This window comes from Streptomyces sp. NPDC039480 (assembly GCF_055597165.1).
In genome coordinates, this window is sequence record NZ_JBVITX010000002.1 from 376,361 (window position 1) to 391,724 (window position 15,364).

At 70.6% G+C, this 15,364-nt stretch carries 15 protein-coding genes; 7 read left to right on the plus strand and 8 right to left on the minus strand.

What is annotated here, in order from left to right; genetic code table 11:
- Nucleotides 1-11: 11 nt before the first annotated feature.
- Nucleotides 12-908 carry an NmrA/HSCARG family protein gene (locus tag ACZ56E_RS07710; protein WP_471212156.1) on the minus strand — a complete coding sequence of 299 codons (897 nt, stop codon included), beginning with the start codon at nucleotides 906-908 and terminating at the stop codon, nucleotides 12-14.
- Nucleotides 909-1,004: 96 nt separating this feature from the next.
- On the opposite strand from ACZ56E_RS07710, the gene ACZ56E_RS07715 reads away from it, so the two are divergent.
- Nucleotides 1,005-1,664, plus strand: coding sequence for a TetR/AcrR family transcriptional regulator (locus ACZ56E_RS07715; protein WP_471212158.1), 660 nt, complete (start codon nucleotides 1,005-1,007; stop codon nucleotides 1,662-1,664).
- 56 nt (nucleotides 1,665-1,720) lie between these two features.
- Here the strand turns inward: ACZ56E_RS07715 and ACZ56E_RS07720 are convergent, their stop codons facing one another.
- The gene (locus tag ACZ56E_RS07720) at nucleotides 1,721-2,983 is read right to left on the minus strand and encodes a D-alanyl-D-alanine carboxypeptidase family protein (RefSeq protein WP_468604701.1); all 1,263 of its coding nucleotides are present in this window, start codon (nucleotides 2,981-2,983) and stop codon (nucleotides 1,721-1,723) included.
- A gap of 109 nt (nucleotides 2,984-3,092) precedes the next feature.
- Here ACZ56E_RS07720 and ACZ56E_RS07725 point away from each other — a divergent pair, with 109 nt between their 5' ends.
- The 5 genes from ACZ56E_RS07725 to ACZ56E_RS07745 all read left to right on the plus strand — a co-directional run bounded on the left by ACZ56E_RS07725 (nucleotide 3,093) and on the right by ACZ56E_RS07745 (nucleotide 8,184).
- Entirely contained in the window at nucleotides 3,093-3,335 is a 243-nt protein-coding gene (locus ACZ56E_RS07725) for an SCO4848 family membrane protein (protein ID WP_062778448.1), read from the plus strand.
- A 2-nt stretch (nucleotides 3,336-3,337) separates the two neighbouring features.
- Entirely contained in the window at nucleotides 3,338-4,648 is a 1,311-nt protein-coding gene (locus tag ACZ56E_RS07730) for a metallophosphoesterase (protein WP_471212160.1), read from the plus strand.
- Nucleotides 4,649-4,790: 142 nt separating this feature from the next.
- Nucleotides 4,791-5,189: an ATP-binding protein gene (locus ACZ56E_RS07735; protein ID WP_471212163.1), complete on the plus strand. Its 399-nt coding sequence runs from the start codon at nucleotides 4,791-4,793 to the stop codon at nucleotides 5,187-5,189.
- A gap of 113 nt (nucleotides 5,190-5,302) precedes the next feature.
- The gene (locus ACZ56E_RS07740; RefSeq protein WP_471212165.1) at nucleotides 5,303-5,695 is read left to right on the plus strand and encodes a hypothetical protein; all 393 of its coding nucleotides are present in this window, start codon (nucleotides 5,303-5,305) and stop codon (nucleotides 5,693-5,695) included.
- A complete protein-coding gene (locus ACZ56E_RS07745; protein WP_471212167.1) occupies nucleotides 5,695-8,184 on the plus strand; it encodes a DUF4132 domain-containing protein in 2,490 nt (829 codons plus the stop codon). Before ACZ56E_RS07740 ends, ACZ56E_RS07745 begins: the two co-directional genes overlap by 1 nt.
- Here the strand turns inward: ACZ56E_RS07745 and ACZ56E_RS07750 are convergent.
- Entirely contained in the window at nucleotides 8,171-9,514 is a 1,344-nt protein-coding gene (locus tag ACZ56E_RS07750) for an MFS transporter (protein ID WP_471212169.1), read from the minus strand. The genes ACZ56E_RS07745 and ACZ56E_RS07750 overlap by 14 nt on opposite strands.
- 72 nt (nucleotides 9,515-9,586) lie before the next feature.
- On the opposite strand from ACZ56E_RS07750, the gene ACZ56E_RS07755 reads away from it, so the two are divergent.
- On the plus strand, nucleotides 9,587-10,153 hold the full coding sequence (locus ACZ56E_RS07755) for a MarR family winged helix-turn-helix transcriptional regulator (RefSeq protein WP_471213097.1): 567 nt from the start codon (nucleotides 9,587-9,589) through the stop codon (nucleotides 10,151-10,153).
- Nucleotides 10,154-10,186: 33 nt separating this feature from the next.
- Here the strand turns inward: ACZ56E_RS07755 and ACZ56E_RS07760 are convergent, their stop codons facing one another.
- From ACZ56E_RS07760 to sdhA, 5 genes are all read right to left on the minus strand, one after another.
- Nucleotides 10,187-10,597: a VOC family protein gene (locus ACZ56E_RS07760; RefSeq protein WP_468605051.1), complete on the minus strand. Its 411-nt coding sequence runs from the start codon at nucleotides 10,595-10,597 to the stop codon at nucleotides 10,187-10,189.
- A gap of 153 nt (nucleotides 10,598-10,750) precedes the next feature.
- Nucleotides 10,751-11,848, minus strand: coding sequence for a hypothetical protein (locus ACZ56E_RS07765; RefSeq protein ID WP_471212172.1), 1,098 nt, complete (start codon nucleotides 11,846-11,848; stop codon nucleotides 10,751-10,753).
- Nucleotides 11,836-12,477: a hypothetical protein gene (locus ACZ56E_RS07770; RefSeq protein WP_471212173.1), complete on the minus strand. Its 642-nt coding sequence runs from the start codon at nucleotides 12,475-12,477 to the stop codon at nucleotides 11,836-11,838. The genes ACZ56E_RS07765 and ACZ56E_RS07770 overlap by 13 nt, the downstream gene beginning before the upstream one ends.
- 355 nt (nucleotides 12,478-12,832) lie before the next feature.
- The gene (locus tag ACZ56E_RS07775) at nucleotides 12,833-13,603 is read right to left on the minus strand and encodes a succinate dehydrogenase iron-sulfur subunit (RefSeq protein WP_362993249.1); all 771 of its coding nucleotides are present in this window, start codon (nucleotides 13,601-13,603) and stop codon (nucleotides 12,833-12,835) included.
- Complete coding sequence (gene sdhA, locus ACZ56E_RS07780; protein WP_468604717.1) at nucleotides 13,603-15,357, minus strand: succinate dehydrogenase flavoprotein subunit; 1,755 nt, start codon at nucleotides 15,355-15,357, stop codon at nucleotides 13,603-13,605. The genes ACZ56E_RS07775 and sdhA overlap by 1 nt, the downstream gene beginning before the upstream one ends.
- Between the last annotated feature and the right edge of the window lie 7 nt (nucleotides 15,358-15,364).

A 15,364-nucleotide genomic window follows, 5' to 3' on the forward strand; every position in this document is an offset into this window, starting at 1 on the left:
TGGTCGGTTTCTCAGGCGCGGGGGCGGCTCGGCGCGAGGGCGTCGCGCAGGAAGGTGTCGAAGCGCTGGAGCCAGGGGAATCGGGTGCGCAGGGCCGTGAGGTCGGCCTGGTAGCCGCTCTCGGCGAACCACTCGAACATGCGGTCCTCGATCGGCTGCGCCACAAGGCGCGTCGGAACCCCGGTGACCTGCTGGTAGACAGCGGCGACCTGTTCGAAGCCGAGGGCGTCTCCGGCGATCTCCAGCCGTGCGCCGACGTAGGTCTCCGGCTCGGCGAAGGCGGCCGCGGCGATCCGGCCGATGTCGGATGCCGCGATCATCTGCATCGGACGGCCGGGGAGGACGGGGAGCTCCATGACCCGCTCCCCGGTGGCATCGGCGTACCCGAGCAGGTTGTCCATGAAGAACGTCGGCCGCAGGACCGTCGTGGGCAGCGACGTGGACGCGAGGTGCGCCTCGATCCGGGCCTTGGTCTCGAAGTGATCGATTCCGGTACGGCGTTCGGCGCCGCCGACCGAGCTGTAGACGAAGTGCGCGACTCCTGCCGCGGCCGCGGCGTCCGCCAGGGCGGTGCCGCGCCGGACCTCGGTGGCCGCCGCCGTCTCCTCGGCGGTGAGCGGCTGCACGCTGAACACTCCGTGCACACCGTCGGTCGCCCGCTTGAGCGAATCGGAGTCATCGAGGTCGCCGCGCACCAGTACCGCGCCCTGCCGGGCGAGGGCGCGCGCCGGGGCCGAGTCGGGGTCCCGCACCAGGGCGCGCACGCTCCAGCCGTCGGCGAGCAGGGCTCTCGCCGTGCCACCGCCCTGGTTTCCGGTGGCCCCGGTCACGAGCACGGTCTTGCCCAGGGGCACGGTCTTGCCCAGGGACGCGGTCTTGTCCCCGAGCGCTGTCCTGTTCTGAGCCATCGGATCTCCCCGTCGACCATTGTGCGGAGCAATTTGCTCCGCACAGCGGTCAATCTAGCGCGGAGTAAATTGCTCCGCAAGGTCTAGGATGGGCTCATGGGTGTCTCGAGACAGCAGCAAGCACGACAGGCCGAGGTCGCACGCAATGACGCGGCACTTCTGGAGGCGGCGCGGCGCGTGATCGCCCGGGACGGGGCGCACGTGTCCGTCAACGTCATCGCCGAGGCCGCAGGCGTGGGCACGGGCACGCTGTACCGGCGGTATCCGAGCAAGAAGGCACTGTTCGAGCGGCTGTTGGTGCTGGCGAACGAGCAGTGGTCGGAGGCCGCGCGCCGGGCCGCGGCCCACCCCGACCCGTGGGAAGGGCTGGCGGGGCTGATCCTGGAGAGTGTCGAGTACGGGCAGGGGACGCTCTCGCCGCTGGGGAAACTGGCCTCTGTCCCACCGGAGCTCGCCGAGCTCACCGCTCAGGCGGACCGGGACTTCGAGGCGCTGGTCGACCGCGCGCACCGCTGCGGCGGGCTGCGTGATGACGTGACGGCGACCGACATCATCCTGCTGATCGAACAACTCGGCCGCTCGACGATGGTCGAGCAGATCCACGACCTCGGCGACGAGGAACTCACCGCCGAGGCGCGCGCCGCACGGCGCAGGATCATCGCGATCGCCCTGGGCGGGATCGCCGCCGCACCCCGCGCCGAGCTGCCGGGCCCGCCGCCCGGGGAACATCTCCTCACGGCCCGCTGGAACGCGTGAGCCGTGCGGGCCCGGCGCGCGGGCTGGTGCCTCGCGCCGGGCAGTCGGTGGGGCCGTCAGTCCTGACGCGACCGTCGGCCCGCCTGGCCCGGCAGCGGCATCCGGCGCCTGAGCACGAAGGCACCCGCGGCGAGCACCGCGAGCACGCCACCGGCGATGCCGAGCGCGATGCCCATCCCGCTCGACCCGCCGTCCGAGGAGTGCGCCGCCTTCTCGACGGCACCCTCGCCGCCGCTGCCCGGGGCGCCCTTGCCGGCGCCACCCGTGGCGGCACCCTTCGGAGCGACGAGCTCACCCACCGGGTCGACCTTGCCGACGGCCTTGAAGCCCCAGTCGAAGAGCCGCGCCGTCTCGTTGTAGACCGCGTGGGCCTCTCCGGAGGAGGGGTTCATGACGGTCACGAGGAGGACCTTGCCGTCGCGCTCGGCGACACCGGTGAAGGTGTTGCCCGCGTTCGACGTGTAGCCGTTCTTGACGCCCGCGATGCCCTTGTAGGGGGTCACTCCGAAGCCGCCGGTCAGCAGCTTGTTGGTGTTCTGGATCTCGAAGGACCCGCGCTTCGTCTTGCCCTTGTCCTTGCCCTTCTCGACCTTCTTGGTCTCCCCGGGGAACTGGGCCGTGGCCGTCGAGCAGTACTCCCGGAAGTCCTTCTTCTGCAGTCCGGAGCGGGCGAACAGCGACAGGTCGTACGCCGAGGAGACCTGCCCCTTGGCGTCGTAGCCGTCCGGAGAGACCACGTGCGTGTCGAGGGCCTGCAGCTCCTCGGCGTGCTTCTGCATGTCCTTGACGGTCTGCGGGACGCCGTCGTTCATCGCGGACAGGACGTGCACCGCGTCGTTGCCCGACTTCAGGAAGACACCCAGCCACAGGTCGTGGACGGAGTACGTCTCGTTCTCCTTGATGCCGACCATGCTGCTGCCCGCACCGACGCCCTCCAGATCGGAGAGCGCGACCTTGTGCTTCTGCGACTTGGGGAACTTCGGCAGGACCGTGTCCGCGAACAGCATCTTCAGGGTGCTCGCCGGAGGCAGCCGCCAGTGCGCGTTGTGCGAGGCCAGCACCTCACCCGACTCTGCGTCCGAGACGATCCAGGAACGCCCCGTCAGGTCCTTGGGCAGCACCGGGGCGCCCGCCTTGAGCTTCACCTGGGTGCCGGGCTCGCCGAGCTGCGCACCGCCCACGGTGGACATCCTGGAGGGCGGCTTCGGCTGGTCCTTGTCGTCTCCCGGCTTCCCGTCCGCCAGCGCGGGCGCCGCGGTCGACATGGTCAGCAATGCGGCGGAAGCGACCAACATGGCGGTCTTTTTTACGGCAGGCACGGACGAGAACGTACAGGGCGTGACTGTGCGAGTCGCTCCCGAGGTGCGCTGTGTCCCGTCGTCCCCACCCCGGCGGCGGTGCGGCAGGGGACCTCGCGATACTGAACGCATGAAGCTCAGCCGCCCTGTCTCCTGGTTCCTGCTCGCCTTCGGGGTGTGGAGCTGGTTCATCTGGATCACTTTCGTCAAGAACCTGTGGAAGGACGGCAGCGGGCTCGCCTTCGACGACGCGGACAACCCGACCGGGTACTTCTGGGTGCACCTGACGCTTGCCGTTGTCTCCTTTGTCTTGGGGACGGTGGTAGGGGTCATCGGGTTCCGTGGAGTCCGTGCTCTGCGTAGAACGTCATAGCCGTGGTCGTCCTCACGGTCCTTGTGGGCCTCGCCGTCCTCGCGGCCTTCGCCGCCCTCCACTGGTACGCGTGGCGCCGTCTGGTGCGGGACACCACGGCCGGGCCCGGACTCGCCCGGCGCGCCGGCACGGTCGTCTTCGTGGCGGGGCCCCTGCTGATGTTCGGCGCGCTCGTGGCCGAGCGCTCCGGAGCGCCGTTCCTGCTGCAGCGGGTGCTCGCCTGGCCCGGGTTCATGTGGCTGGCCGTCTCGCTCTACCTGCTGCTCGCGCTGCTGGTGGGGGAGCTGGTACGTCCCTTGCTGCGGCGGTGGGTGGAACGCAGGAGCGTTCCGGAGCCCGTGCCCGTACCCGCGGCTGTGGTTGCGGCGGATGTCACACCTGACGCGTCGCCCGCGCCCGAGCCGGAACCCGCGCCCGCGCCCGAGCCGGAATCCGCGCCCGCGCCCGAGCCGGAACCTGCGCCCGAGCCCGTGCGAGCCGCTCCCGCCCCCTCCCGCCGCCTCTTCGTCTCCCGTGTCGTCGGCGGTACCGCCGCGGCCGTGGCGGCCGGAACCGTCGGCTACGGAACGTACGGCGTGCTCCGCGGCCCCAAGGTGAAGCGGGTCACCGTGCCGCTGGCGAAACTGCCGCGCGGAGCACACGGGTTCCGGATCGCCGTGGTCAGCGACATCCACCTCGGGCCGATACTCGGCCGCGGTTTCTCACAGCGCGTGGTGGACACCGTCAACGCCACGCAGCCCGATCTGATCGCCGTGGTCGGTGACCTGGTGGACGGCAGCGTCGAGGACCTGGGCCCCGCCGCCGCGCCGCTCGCCGGTCTGCGGGCGAAGCACGGCGCGTACTTCGTCACGGGCAACCACGAGTACTTCTCCGGGGCCGAACAGTGGGTCGACCACGTGCGCGAACTGGGTCTGCGCCCGCTGCGGAACGCCCGTACCGAACTCCCCGGTTTCGATCTCGCGGGCGTCGACGACGTGGCGGGCGAGGACGAGGGCAAGGGCCCCGACTTCGCCAAGGCGCTCGGCGACCGGGACCGCTCGCGGGCCTCCGTGCTCCTCGCCCACCAGCCGGTCGTCATCCACGATGCCGTCGAGCACGGCGTGGACCTGCAGCTCTCCGGCCATACCCACGGCGGCCAGCTGTGGCCGGGCAACCTCGTCGCCGACCTGGCCAATCCGACGCTCGCGGGCCTGGAGCGGTACGGCGACACGCAGCTCTACGTGACGCGTGGCGCGGGCGCCTGGGGGCCGCCCGTACGGGTCGGGGCACCGTCGGACATCACGGTCGTGGAACTGGCGTCGAGACAGGCCTGAGCCGCACGCGGTGTCACCAACGCGCCTCTTTGCTGGGGTATTTGGTTCAGAACTGGCCAGATATGAGTGAGCCCAGAGGTGCCGCAGTGACACCGCGCGGCCCCTCTGCGCAGCATTGAGGCGTCGGAGGGGGAATGGGGACTTGTTGAGACGTGATGCCTTCAGACTGCCGCCGCACCCCGCGTCGGTGCCGCTCGCTCGTACGCGCGTACGTGACCATCTCGCGGCCTGGGGGCAGACGGCGGACCAGGGGGCGCTCGACGACACCGTGCTCCTCGTGTCGGAGCTGGCGACCAACGCGATCCTCCACGGGCTCGTGGTCGAGCGGGAGTTCGAGGTGGCGGTGACGGTACTCGCTGACGGCTCGTGCTTCATCGAGGTGTCCGACGAGAGCCCGTCGGAGCCCGAGCTGCGCACGGCGGACGGCTGGGAGGACGAGAGCGGCCGCGGCATGCGGCTCCTCGACGCGATCGCGGAGGCGTGGGGCGTGTGGCGGCGCGGCAGGTACGGCAAGACGGTGTGGGCGCTGGTGCGGGGCTGAGCGTGCCGGTACGAGGCTGAGCGTGCCGGTGCGGGGCTGGCAACACCGGTGCGGGGCCTGGCAACTCGGGTGCGGGCGGGCCGTTGTCAGTGGTGGCCTCTACTGTCGAGGGCATGGGAATGGTGACGTTCGTCGATGAGACGACAGCGGGGGAGCGCCGTACCGGCGGGGGACTCGATGTGGCGGAGGAGCGGCTCGCGCTGCGCGAGGTGCTCCGGCGAAGGGTGTTCCAGGAGGTCGCGGAGTACAACGCGAGTACGTCGGGTGTCTTCCGCGGCCTTGTCCGGCCCACGGACGCGGAGCAGACCTTGAACGGATACGCGCTGCGCACCCCGCGCCGCATAGACCCCGAGCGGCAGTTCCGGCAGGCCGTCGAGGCGTTCGGGCGCAACGGCTTCCTGGTGCTGGTCGGTGAGCGGCAGGTGGAGGACCTGGACGCGGAGGTCGACCTGGCACCCGGCACGGAGGTCACCTTCCTCAAGCTCGTCCCGCTGGCGGGTGGCTGATGACCAGGTATTACCCGGACCGCGTGCGGAACGTGGAGCGGTTCGCCGCCGACGGCGACATGCGGGGGCTCGCCGAGGAGCTCCTGAAGACGGCCATCACCAACGACAACGACTGGAGCCACGACGGCGAGAAGGTCCTCGCCGTCGTCCAGGGGCTGCCCCAGGACCAGCGCCACCGGGTCGCGGACTCCCTCATCGAGCTCAGCAATCCGTACCACCTGGAGTCGCCGACGCGGATCAACGCCCTCACGCTGCTCGCGATCATCGGCAAGGACCTGCCGGGCGATCCGCTCTCGGCGGAGCGGGAGCGGCGCCTCGCGGAGCTCGGCTCGGAGCACTGCGTGCGGTCGACGCGTGAGGCCGTCGCGCTCGTCGAGGCCGAGGCGGCGGCCGGCCGCACCCCGCCCGCGCTCGCCGTCGCGGCCCTGCGGCGCACCCTCCTCGTCCAGTACTGGCAGGGCGACGCCCGCTTGAAGCGGGTGGTCGCGGAGCTGTCGGAGCCGCTGCTCAACCCGGGCGAGCCCTGGTCCGACCGGGTTCTGGAGGACCTGGCCGGGCTCGGCGACGCCTGGCACGCGCTCGTGCGGCACGCGCTCACCGCCAAGACAGCCAAGCCCGCCCCCAAGTGGGAGCAGACGGCCCGCACCCTGGTCGCGCCCTTGGACCCCGACAAGGTGCGCCACACGCTGGTGACATGGCTCGCGCTGGTCGGCGCGCCCCGCACCCAGCCGCTCCTGACCTACGGCCACGGCATCGCGCCGAACGACGAGTACGACCCGTTCAACGCCGACGCGATCCGCGGCCTCGCCTGGACCCTCGCGCTGCTCCCGCCCCACCCGGAGTCGGCCCGTACCCTCGGCGCCCTCGTCGAGACGTCCCTGCGCAAGATCCAGGGGCTCGGCCCCCGCAACCCCAAGGTCGCCAACGCCGGCGTCGTCGCGCTCGCCCGAGCCGAGGGAGAGGCGTCCCTCGCCGAACTGTCCCGCCTCGCCTCCCGGGTCACGTACAAGACCACACTCAAGATGATCAACACCGGCCTTGAGGCGCGTGCCGAGGCGCTCGGGCTGAGCCGTGACGAGGTCGAGGAGCTGGCCGTCCCGGCGTACGGCCTGACGGAGGTCGGGCACTCCGTGCGCCGGCTCGGCGACTGCGAGGCCGAGTTGACGGTCACCGGGACGAAGGCCGCGCTCCAGTGGCGCAACGGCGCGGGCAAGCAGGTCAAGGCGCCGCCCGCCGCCGTGAAGCGTGACCACGCGGACGACCTCAAGGAGCTGAAGGCCGCCGTCAAGGACATCGACAAGATGCTTTCGGCGCAGGCGGAGCGGCTCGACCGGCAGTTCCTTGCCCGCCGCGAGTGGCCGTACGACGCGTGGCGCGAGCGCTTCCTCGACCACCCCTTGGTCGGCACGCTCGCCCGCCGCCTCCTGTGGACCGTCGACGGCACGGGCTGCGGGTACGCCGAGGGGGAGCTGCGCACCCTCACCGACGACCCGGTGAAGGACGGCGCGACGGTCGGGCTCTGGCACCCCGTCGGCCATGAGCCCGCAGAGATCGTCGCCTGGCGCGACTGGCTGGAGCGGCACGGCATCACCCAGCCGTTCAAGCAGGCCCACCGCGAGGTGTACCTCCTCACCGACGCCGAGCGCACCACGGGGACGTACTCGAACCGCTTCGCCGCGCACATCCTGCGCCAGCACCAGTTCAACTCCCTCGCCGCGGCGCGGGGCTGGCGGAACAAGCTGCGCCTGTGTGTGGATGACGAGTACCCGCCCGCGGTGCGCGAGCTGCCGCGGTGGGGGCTGCGCGCCGAGTACTGGATCGAGGGCATCGGCGGGGAGAACTGGACCGAGGACCTCACCGACGCGGGCAGCTATCTGCGGGTCCGCACCGACCAGGTCCGCTTCTACCCGATCGACGCCCCGGAGAACTCCGCGCACGCGGGCGGCGGCGAGTACCGCATGTGGCTATCCGACGGCCGGGAACCGGTCGACCCACTGCCCCTGGAGGAGATACCGGAGCTGGTCCTGAGCGAAGTCCTGCGCGACGTCGACCTGTTCGTGGGCGTGGCCAGCGTGGGCAACGACCCCACCTGGCAGGACGGCGGCCCCGCGGGACGCTTCCGCGAGTACTGGACGGCGTACGGCTTCGGGGAGCTCGGGCCGGGCGCGGAGACACGCAGGGACCTGGTCGCCCGCCTGGTGCCGCGGCTCGCGATAGGCGACCGGTGCACGGTCGAGGGCCGGTTCCTGCACGTGCGGGGCGAGTTGCACACGTACAAGATCCACCTGGGCTCGGGAAACATCCTCCGGACGCCGTCGGACCAGTACGTCTGCATAGTTCCCTCGACGTCGGCGTCGGGGCCCTCCGTGGGCGGCACCGGATATCTGCCCTTCGAGGGCGACCGGACGCTGGCGGTCATCCTCAGCAAGGCGATGATGCTGGCCAGAGACGACAAGATCACGGACCCGACAATCCTCAGCCAGCTCTGACGACGCCGCCCCCGCCTCTGACCGCGTCGTCCTCGCCTCTCGCGGCCTCGTCCTCGTCTGTGGAGGCGGTGTCCGACTCGGCGGTACGAGGGGTGGGGGCAGCGGTGGGAAGGGTGAAGCGGCGGACGCCCGGGACCGCCGCCGTCCCCGCGCACGCCACGCCGACGCCGACAGCCGCGATCCACAGGGGCGTCCCCGTGCCCCAGGCGGTCGCGGCGAGGGGAGCGAGGACGTAGCCGAGCGGCATCGCGGCCATCGAGAGCAGCCAGTCGTACGAGGTGACGCGGGCCAGCACCGCGGGAGGTATCGCCGCCTGCACCGAGGTCTCCCAGACGGGGCTGAGGAAGCCGAGTCCCGCCTGCGCGAGGCAGTAGGCGGCGATGATGGCGGGCGCGGGGGCGCCGGCGGCGAGCAGGCCGAGCGGCAGGGCGTACGTCGCGAGGCCCAGGTTGGCCGTCAGGATGGGGCGGCGCGGCTTGGCGCGGCCGGCCAGCAGCGAGCCGAGCAGCAGCCCGACCGCGCCCGCCTGGAGGATCCAGATCCACGTGCCCTCGCCGCCCAGCTCCTCGACGGCGAGGGCGGGCCCGAGGGTCATGAGCACGGCGGCGGCGCCGTTCCAGGCGGCGTGGGCGACCAGACTCGTCCAGTACCAGTCGCGGCTGCGGACTTCGTGCCAGCCCTCGACGAGGTCCTCGCGCAGGGAGTGGCGCTGGTCCACGGGAGTCGGAGCGGGCGCGTGGGGGAGACGCAGCGCCGAGAGGAGGCAGGCGCTGACCGCGAAGGAGGCGGCGTCGAGGACGAAGGCCCAGCCGGGGCCGGCGTAGGCGATCAGGAGTCCGGCGAGCGCGGGGCCGCCCAGCACGGTGCTGCTCCTGACCACGCCGAACAGGGAGTTGGCGCCGTGCAGGTCCTTCGCCGTGACCGTGCCGGTGATCAGTCGCGGCAGCGTCGGCATGGCGAAGGCGGACGCGGCACCGCCGACGGCCTCCGCGGCGGCGATGTGCCACAACCTCGGTTCGCCGCCGAGCAGTTCGACTCCCACGAAGAGCTGGGCGCCGCAGCGCACCAGGTCGGTGGTGAGGGCGATGGCGCGGGGGTTGAAGCGGTCCGCGACGACTCCGCCGAGCGGCAGCAGGAGCAGCCGTGGCCCCATCGCGCAGCCCAGGACGACGGCCAGGGCGGAGCTCGATCCGGTGGCGCGCAGGACGGCGAGGGCGAGGGCCGCGGGGATGACGGCGTCGCCGATGAGGGACAGGGTGCGGCCGAGGAGGAGGAGCCGGAAGGGGCGGTTGCGCAGCAGGGGGTACGACGACGGTCGTGGCAGCGGCATGGAGAGGACGGTATTTCGGCGCCGAACTATTCGTCAACGAAATATCTGAAACCGAAGTACAGTCCTGGGATGATGGACGAGAAGGCGAACCACGCGGTGGGCGACGTAAGGGGCGATGCGTCGGCAGACCGGCCGGGCCGGGACTGGACGGACGGGCACGTCGAGCGCTGGCTGCCCGTCCTGCCCACCCTCGACCCGGACATCGAGGGCGCGGTCACCCGCATGAGCAAGCTCACGGTCCATCTGCGCCGCGTCCGCGAGCAGTCCCTCGCCGACTTCGACCTGGAGCGCCACGAGTTCGACACCCTGCACAAGCTGGCGGGCCGGGGCGGCGCGGCGAGCCCCTCCGAGCTCGCCGGGGACCTGGACCTGGCACCGGCCTCCGTCACGGGCCGCCTGGACGGCCTGGAGCGCCGGGACCTGATCCGCCGTACGCCGTCCAGGAAGGACCGCCGTCGGGTCGACGTGGAGCTGACGGAGGCGGGCAGGTCGGCGTGGCGGGGCGCGATGGCCGTGCTCGGCCGCGAGGAGGAACGGCTTCTCGGCGTGCTCCCGGCGGCGGAGCGGGCGCTGCTCTCCGACATGCTGCGCCGGATCATGGTGGTCGCGGAGGCGGAGGGTGGGGCGGGCTGGCGATAGCCCCTCAGTCTCGGCACCGCCCCCAGCCCCGCCTCAGAAGCTGCGCGCGAGTTCCGGTCGCTTCAGGTAGTCGGCGAATCCGACGACGTTGCCCCAGGGGTCGGCGATCTCCACGGTCCATCCTGTGGCCACGGAGAACGGCTCGGCGAGCAGGGGGACCCCTGCGGCCGCCAGCGCCCGGCCCTTCGCGCGGGCATCCTTGACCTCCAGCCAGAGGCGGGGCGAAGGCCACGACGGCGTACGCGGGACGATGCCGTCCTCCACGCGCAGCAGCACGCCCGGGGTCTCCTTGCCGACCTTCAGGATGGCGAGACCGATCTCGTCGAGCCGGAAGGCGACGGGGAACCCGGCCCGCTCGTAGAAGCCGACGGCCTCGCCCAGGTCGCCGACGGGGAACAGGACGTTGTCGAAGCCGAGAAGCTCTGCGGACTGGTCAGCGGACAGGCCGACCGACTGGTTGTCTGACATTCCGTCAGGGTAGGTCGGGGGCCGCCGCACCGGCGCAGGCGCGCATGAACCGCCCCACAGGGCGCGCGATCCTTCGGCCGTGTGGTCGTACGGCGGTACCACCACACGGCCCCACCCCAACCCATAGGCCTAGCGGTTGATCGACTGGACCTCCTGGACTGCGACGTCCTGCGTCCCGTCGAAGGTGCCGTCGGGGAGGTCGCCGCCGGCGTCGTCGGTGCCTTCCCAGGTGATCTCCCAGGTGATCGAGGCCTTCATCCGGAACGGCTCGCCGTTGGTGGGCCGCAGGTACCTGATGCCGCACGGCGGGTCCTCCGTGGCGGCCCCCTTCGCGTACGGGGTGCCGATGCTGCCGTCCTCGCCGACCGGGCACTCGCCGTCGGCGGGGAAGGTCTCTGCGTCCGACGTGCCGGGGTCCAGGTGCAGGCTGACGGGCCTGGCGGTGGTCTCGGCCCAGAGACCCGTGCCCGGCAGCTCGGCGCGGACCTTCACCGGCTCGAACTTCCCCTTGTCCAGCCACACCCACGTGGGCAGGTTCACGGTCGACTTGCCCTCGGGCTTCAGTTCGACCTTGGTGTCGGGGACCTTGACCTTGTTGTAGGCGTAACCGGCCAGGATCTCCGGGGTGGGCGCGTTCTTGATGTCGGGGATCGTGGCGGCGTCCTGCCAGAACAGGTTCGTCTCGCACTGCCGGGCCTCGAAGGTGTCCTCGACGTCGGGGTTCATGACCCCGCGCCAGAACTTGCCGTCCTTGCCCACGTTGAAGTTCTTGTAGCCCTTGGCGCCGTCGGACTGGGCCTTGCCCTTTTCGTAGTGGTCCACCATGAGCTGTTCGCCCCAGCTCAACGAGGGCGTCACATGGACGGAGTCGCCGCCCTTCTTGAGCTTCTCAACGCTGTCCTTCAGCTCCTCGGGCGAAGCCACCGGCTCGTACCAGCAGGACGGCGGCTTCCAGTTCGGGTCGACCGCCACGATGGGCTTGTCGGCCGAGCCGCCCTTGCCGCCGCTGACCTGCTTCACGGTGACGCTGGTGCCGACGCCGGCCGTGAGCGAGTTGCCGGAAGCGCCGCCGGACGGTCCGCCGGACGGTCCGCCGGGCCGTCCGGCGGGCGGATGGTCCGCGTCCTCACCGAACGCGTACGCCGTCGCCGGGCAGGCGCCGAGCGCAAGACCAGCCGTGACCAGCAGCGGGAGCGACCGCTTCAGCGCCCCCGTCACTTGTCGCACCCCCCGCGCTCCGTCTCCAGGGAAACGGTGCTCCAGACCCCTTCGGGCGTCTTCTTCAGCGTGGTGCGGTACTGGAGGACGGGGTTCACGTCGTCGGGCGTGCCCGTCCGCTTCTTCGTCTCGCGGTCCTCCGTGTAGCCCTTGCTCTCGTCCACGCAATAGAACAGCACGCCACCGGCGTCGGAGAGGCTCACCTGCGGGTTGAACACCCTCGCGCCGCCGACCAGCGTGTGGTTGTTGTCCACGTAGCCCTTGATGTACGTCCTGGAGGACTTCAGCGCCTGCTGCGACGTGTAGAAGCTCACCGCTCCGGCCTGCGGGTCGGCGTCGATGACGGCCGCGTACTCCGCCTTCAGGCGCTCCCTGCCGTCGTCCAGGATCGCCTGCTTCTTCGGGTCGCTGTTGTGCCACCCCACGAAGTCGGCCTTGAACGAGCCCGGCAGCTTCACCTCAGGCCGCTTCGCACCGTCCGGCCGTGCGCTCGCCGACGCCTTGGGCTGCCGGCCGCCGTCGGCCCCCTCGATCTTCTCGGAGGCCCCGCCGTCACCTCCTCCCGAACCACACGCGACCAACAGCAGGCCTGCGGAAGCGGTCAGCGCGGCCGTCACGAGACGGGTGGGGCGGTTCACTCTGGACTCCTTATGAGTGGGGGGTGTCGCAGTGGCGCAGCGCCGTCAGGGGACTTGGGCGAGGACTGCCCTACACGAATGAGGCAGAGGTTGTCCTATGCGAACTCAACGTATCCGGAGGGCTGGTGGGAGCGCCAAGCGCGTATTGGGCTGTGCGGGCGAGGAGTTGCGGGATTTGTGATGACAAAGAAGGGCAGGACGCCGTGCGGGATGTGATCTACCGCATCGGTGCCGCCGTGGTCCCTTCGCCATCGCGACCTAAGTGGCCTGAGTGACCTGAGCGACCGAGGCAAACGCAACCGGGCCCCGCTCCCGAAAAGGAGCGGGGCCCGGATGGACCAGAAACGATGCGGGATCAGAAGCGACGCGTGATCAGTGCGCGCTTGACCTCCTGGATCGCCTTCGTGACCTCGATGCCACGCGGGCACGCGTCCGTGCAGTTGAACGTCGTGCGGCAGCGCCACACGCCGTCCTTGTCGTTCAGGATCTCGAGGCGCTGCTCGCCCGCCTCGTCACGCGAGTCGAAGATGAAGCGGTGGGCGTTCACGATCGCGGCGGGGCCGAAGTACTGGCCGTCGTTCCAGAAGACCGGGCACGAGGAGGTGCAGGCAGCGCAGAGGATGCACTTCGTCGTGTCGTCGAAGCGCTCGCGGTCCTCGGCGGACTGCAGACGCTCGCGCGTCGGCTCGTTGCCCGTCGTCACCAGGAACGGCATGACGTCGCGGTACGCCTGGAAGAACGGGTCCATGTCGACGACCAGGTCCTTCAGGACCGTCAGACCCTTGATGGGCTCGACCGTGATCGGCTTGCCCGGGTTGATGTCCTTGATCAGGGTCTTGCAGGCGAGACGGTTCTTGCCGTTGATCCGCATGGCGTCCGAGCCGCAGATGCCGTGCGCGCAGGAGCGGCGGAACGTCAGCGTGCCGTCCAGGTCCCACTTGACCTTGTGGAGGGCGTCGAGGACACGCTCCTTGGGGTCGATCTCCAGCTGGAAGTCTTCCCAGGTGGCGTCCGCCGAGACCTCGGGGTTGAAGCGGCGGACGCGCAGGGTGATCGTGATGTACGGGGAGTCGGCGAAGCCCGCCTCGGGCTTGGCGTCTTCCTTGTCGAGGGTCGGGGTAGCCATCAGTACTTACGCTCCATCGGCTGGTAGCGGGTCTGGACGACCGGCTTGTAGTCGAGACGGATCGTCTCCGTGCCGTCGTCGCCGACCTCGCGGTACGCCATGGTGTGGCGCATGAAGTTGACGTCGTCGCGGTTCGGGAAGTCCTCGCGGTAGTGACCGCCGCGGGACTCCTTGCGGGCGAGCGCGGACTGCGCCATGACCTCGGCGAGGTCGAGCAGGTTGCCCAGCTCGATGGCCTCCAGGAGGTCGGTGTTGAACCGCTTGCCCTTGTCCTGGATCGAGACGTTGAGGTAGCGCTCGCGGAGCTCCGCGATCTTCTCCACCGCCGTCTTGATCGTCTGCTCGGTGCGGAACACCATGACGTTGGCGTCCATGGTCTCCTGCAGCTCCTTGCGGAGCTCGGCGACCCGCTCGGTGCCCGTGGCGTCGCGCAGCCGCTCGACCTGGGAGACGACCAGCTCCTCCGGGTTCTCCGGGAGCTCGACGAAGTCGGCCTTCGCCGCGTACTCGGCGGCGGCGATGCCCGCGCGCTTGCCGAAGACGTTGATGTCGAGGAGCGAGTTGGTGCCGAGGCGGTTGGCGCCGTGCACGGAGACACAGGCGACCTCGCCCGCCGCGTACAGGCCGGGAACGACCGTGGTGTTGTCCGCGAGGACCTCACCCTCGACGTTCGTCGGGATGCCGCCCATGGCGTAGTGCGCGGTCGGCTGGATCGGGATCGGGTCCGTGTAGGGCTCGATGCCGAGGTACGTACGCGCGAACTCCGTGATGTCGGGGAGCTTCGCGTCCAGCTGCTCCGGCGGGAGGTGCGTCAGGTCCAGGTACACGTGGTCGCCCTCGGGACCGCAGCCGCGGCCCTCTCGGATCTCCGTGTAGATGGAGCGGGACACCACGTCGCGCGACGCGAGGTCCTTCATGACCGGCGCGTACTTCTCCATGAAGCGCTCGCCGTCCTTGTTGCGGAGGATGCCGCCCTCACCGCGGGCGCCCTCCGTCAGCAGGATGCCCATGCGCCAGATGCCGGTCGGGTGGAACTGGAAGAACTCCATGTCCTCCAGCGGCAGGCCGCGCCGGTAGCAGGCCGCCTGGCCGTCACCGGTGAGCGTGTGCGCGTTCGACGTCACCTTGAAGAACTTGCCGGTGCCGCCGGACGCGTAGATCACGGACTTGGCCTGGAAGACGTGGATCTCGCCGGTGGCCAGTTCGTACGCGACGACGCCCGCGCTCTTCTTGACCCCGTCGACCTCGACGATGAGCTGGTCGAGGACGTAGAACTCGTTGAAGAACTCCACACCCTCCTTGACGCAGTTCTGGTAGAGCGTCTGGAGGATCATGTGGCCGGTGCGGTCCGCGGCATAGCAGGAGCGGCGCACGGCGGCCTCGCCGTGGTTACGGGTGTGACCGCCGAAGCGGCGCTGGTCGATGGTGCCGTCCGGCGTGCGGTTGAACGGCAGGCCCATCTTCTCCAGGTCGAGGACCGCGTCGATGGCCTCCTTCGCCAGGATCTCGGCGGCGTCCTGGTCGACCAGGTAGTCGCCGCCCTTGATCGTGTCGAAGGTGTGCCACTCCCAGTTGTCCTCCTCCACGTTGGCGAGCGCGGCGGCCATGCCGCCCTGCGCGGCGCCCGTGTGGGAACGCGTGGGGTAGAGCTTGGTGAGCACGGCGGTGCGGCTGCGCTTCGTCGCCTCGATGGCGGCGCGCATGCCGGCGCCGCCCGCGCCGACGATGACGGTGTCGTACTTGTGAATCTTCACGGAAGTC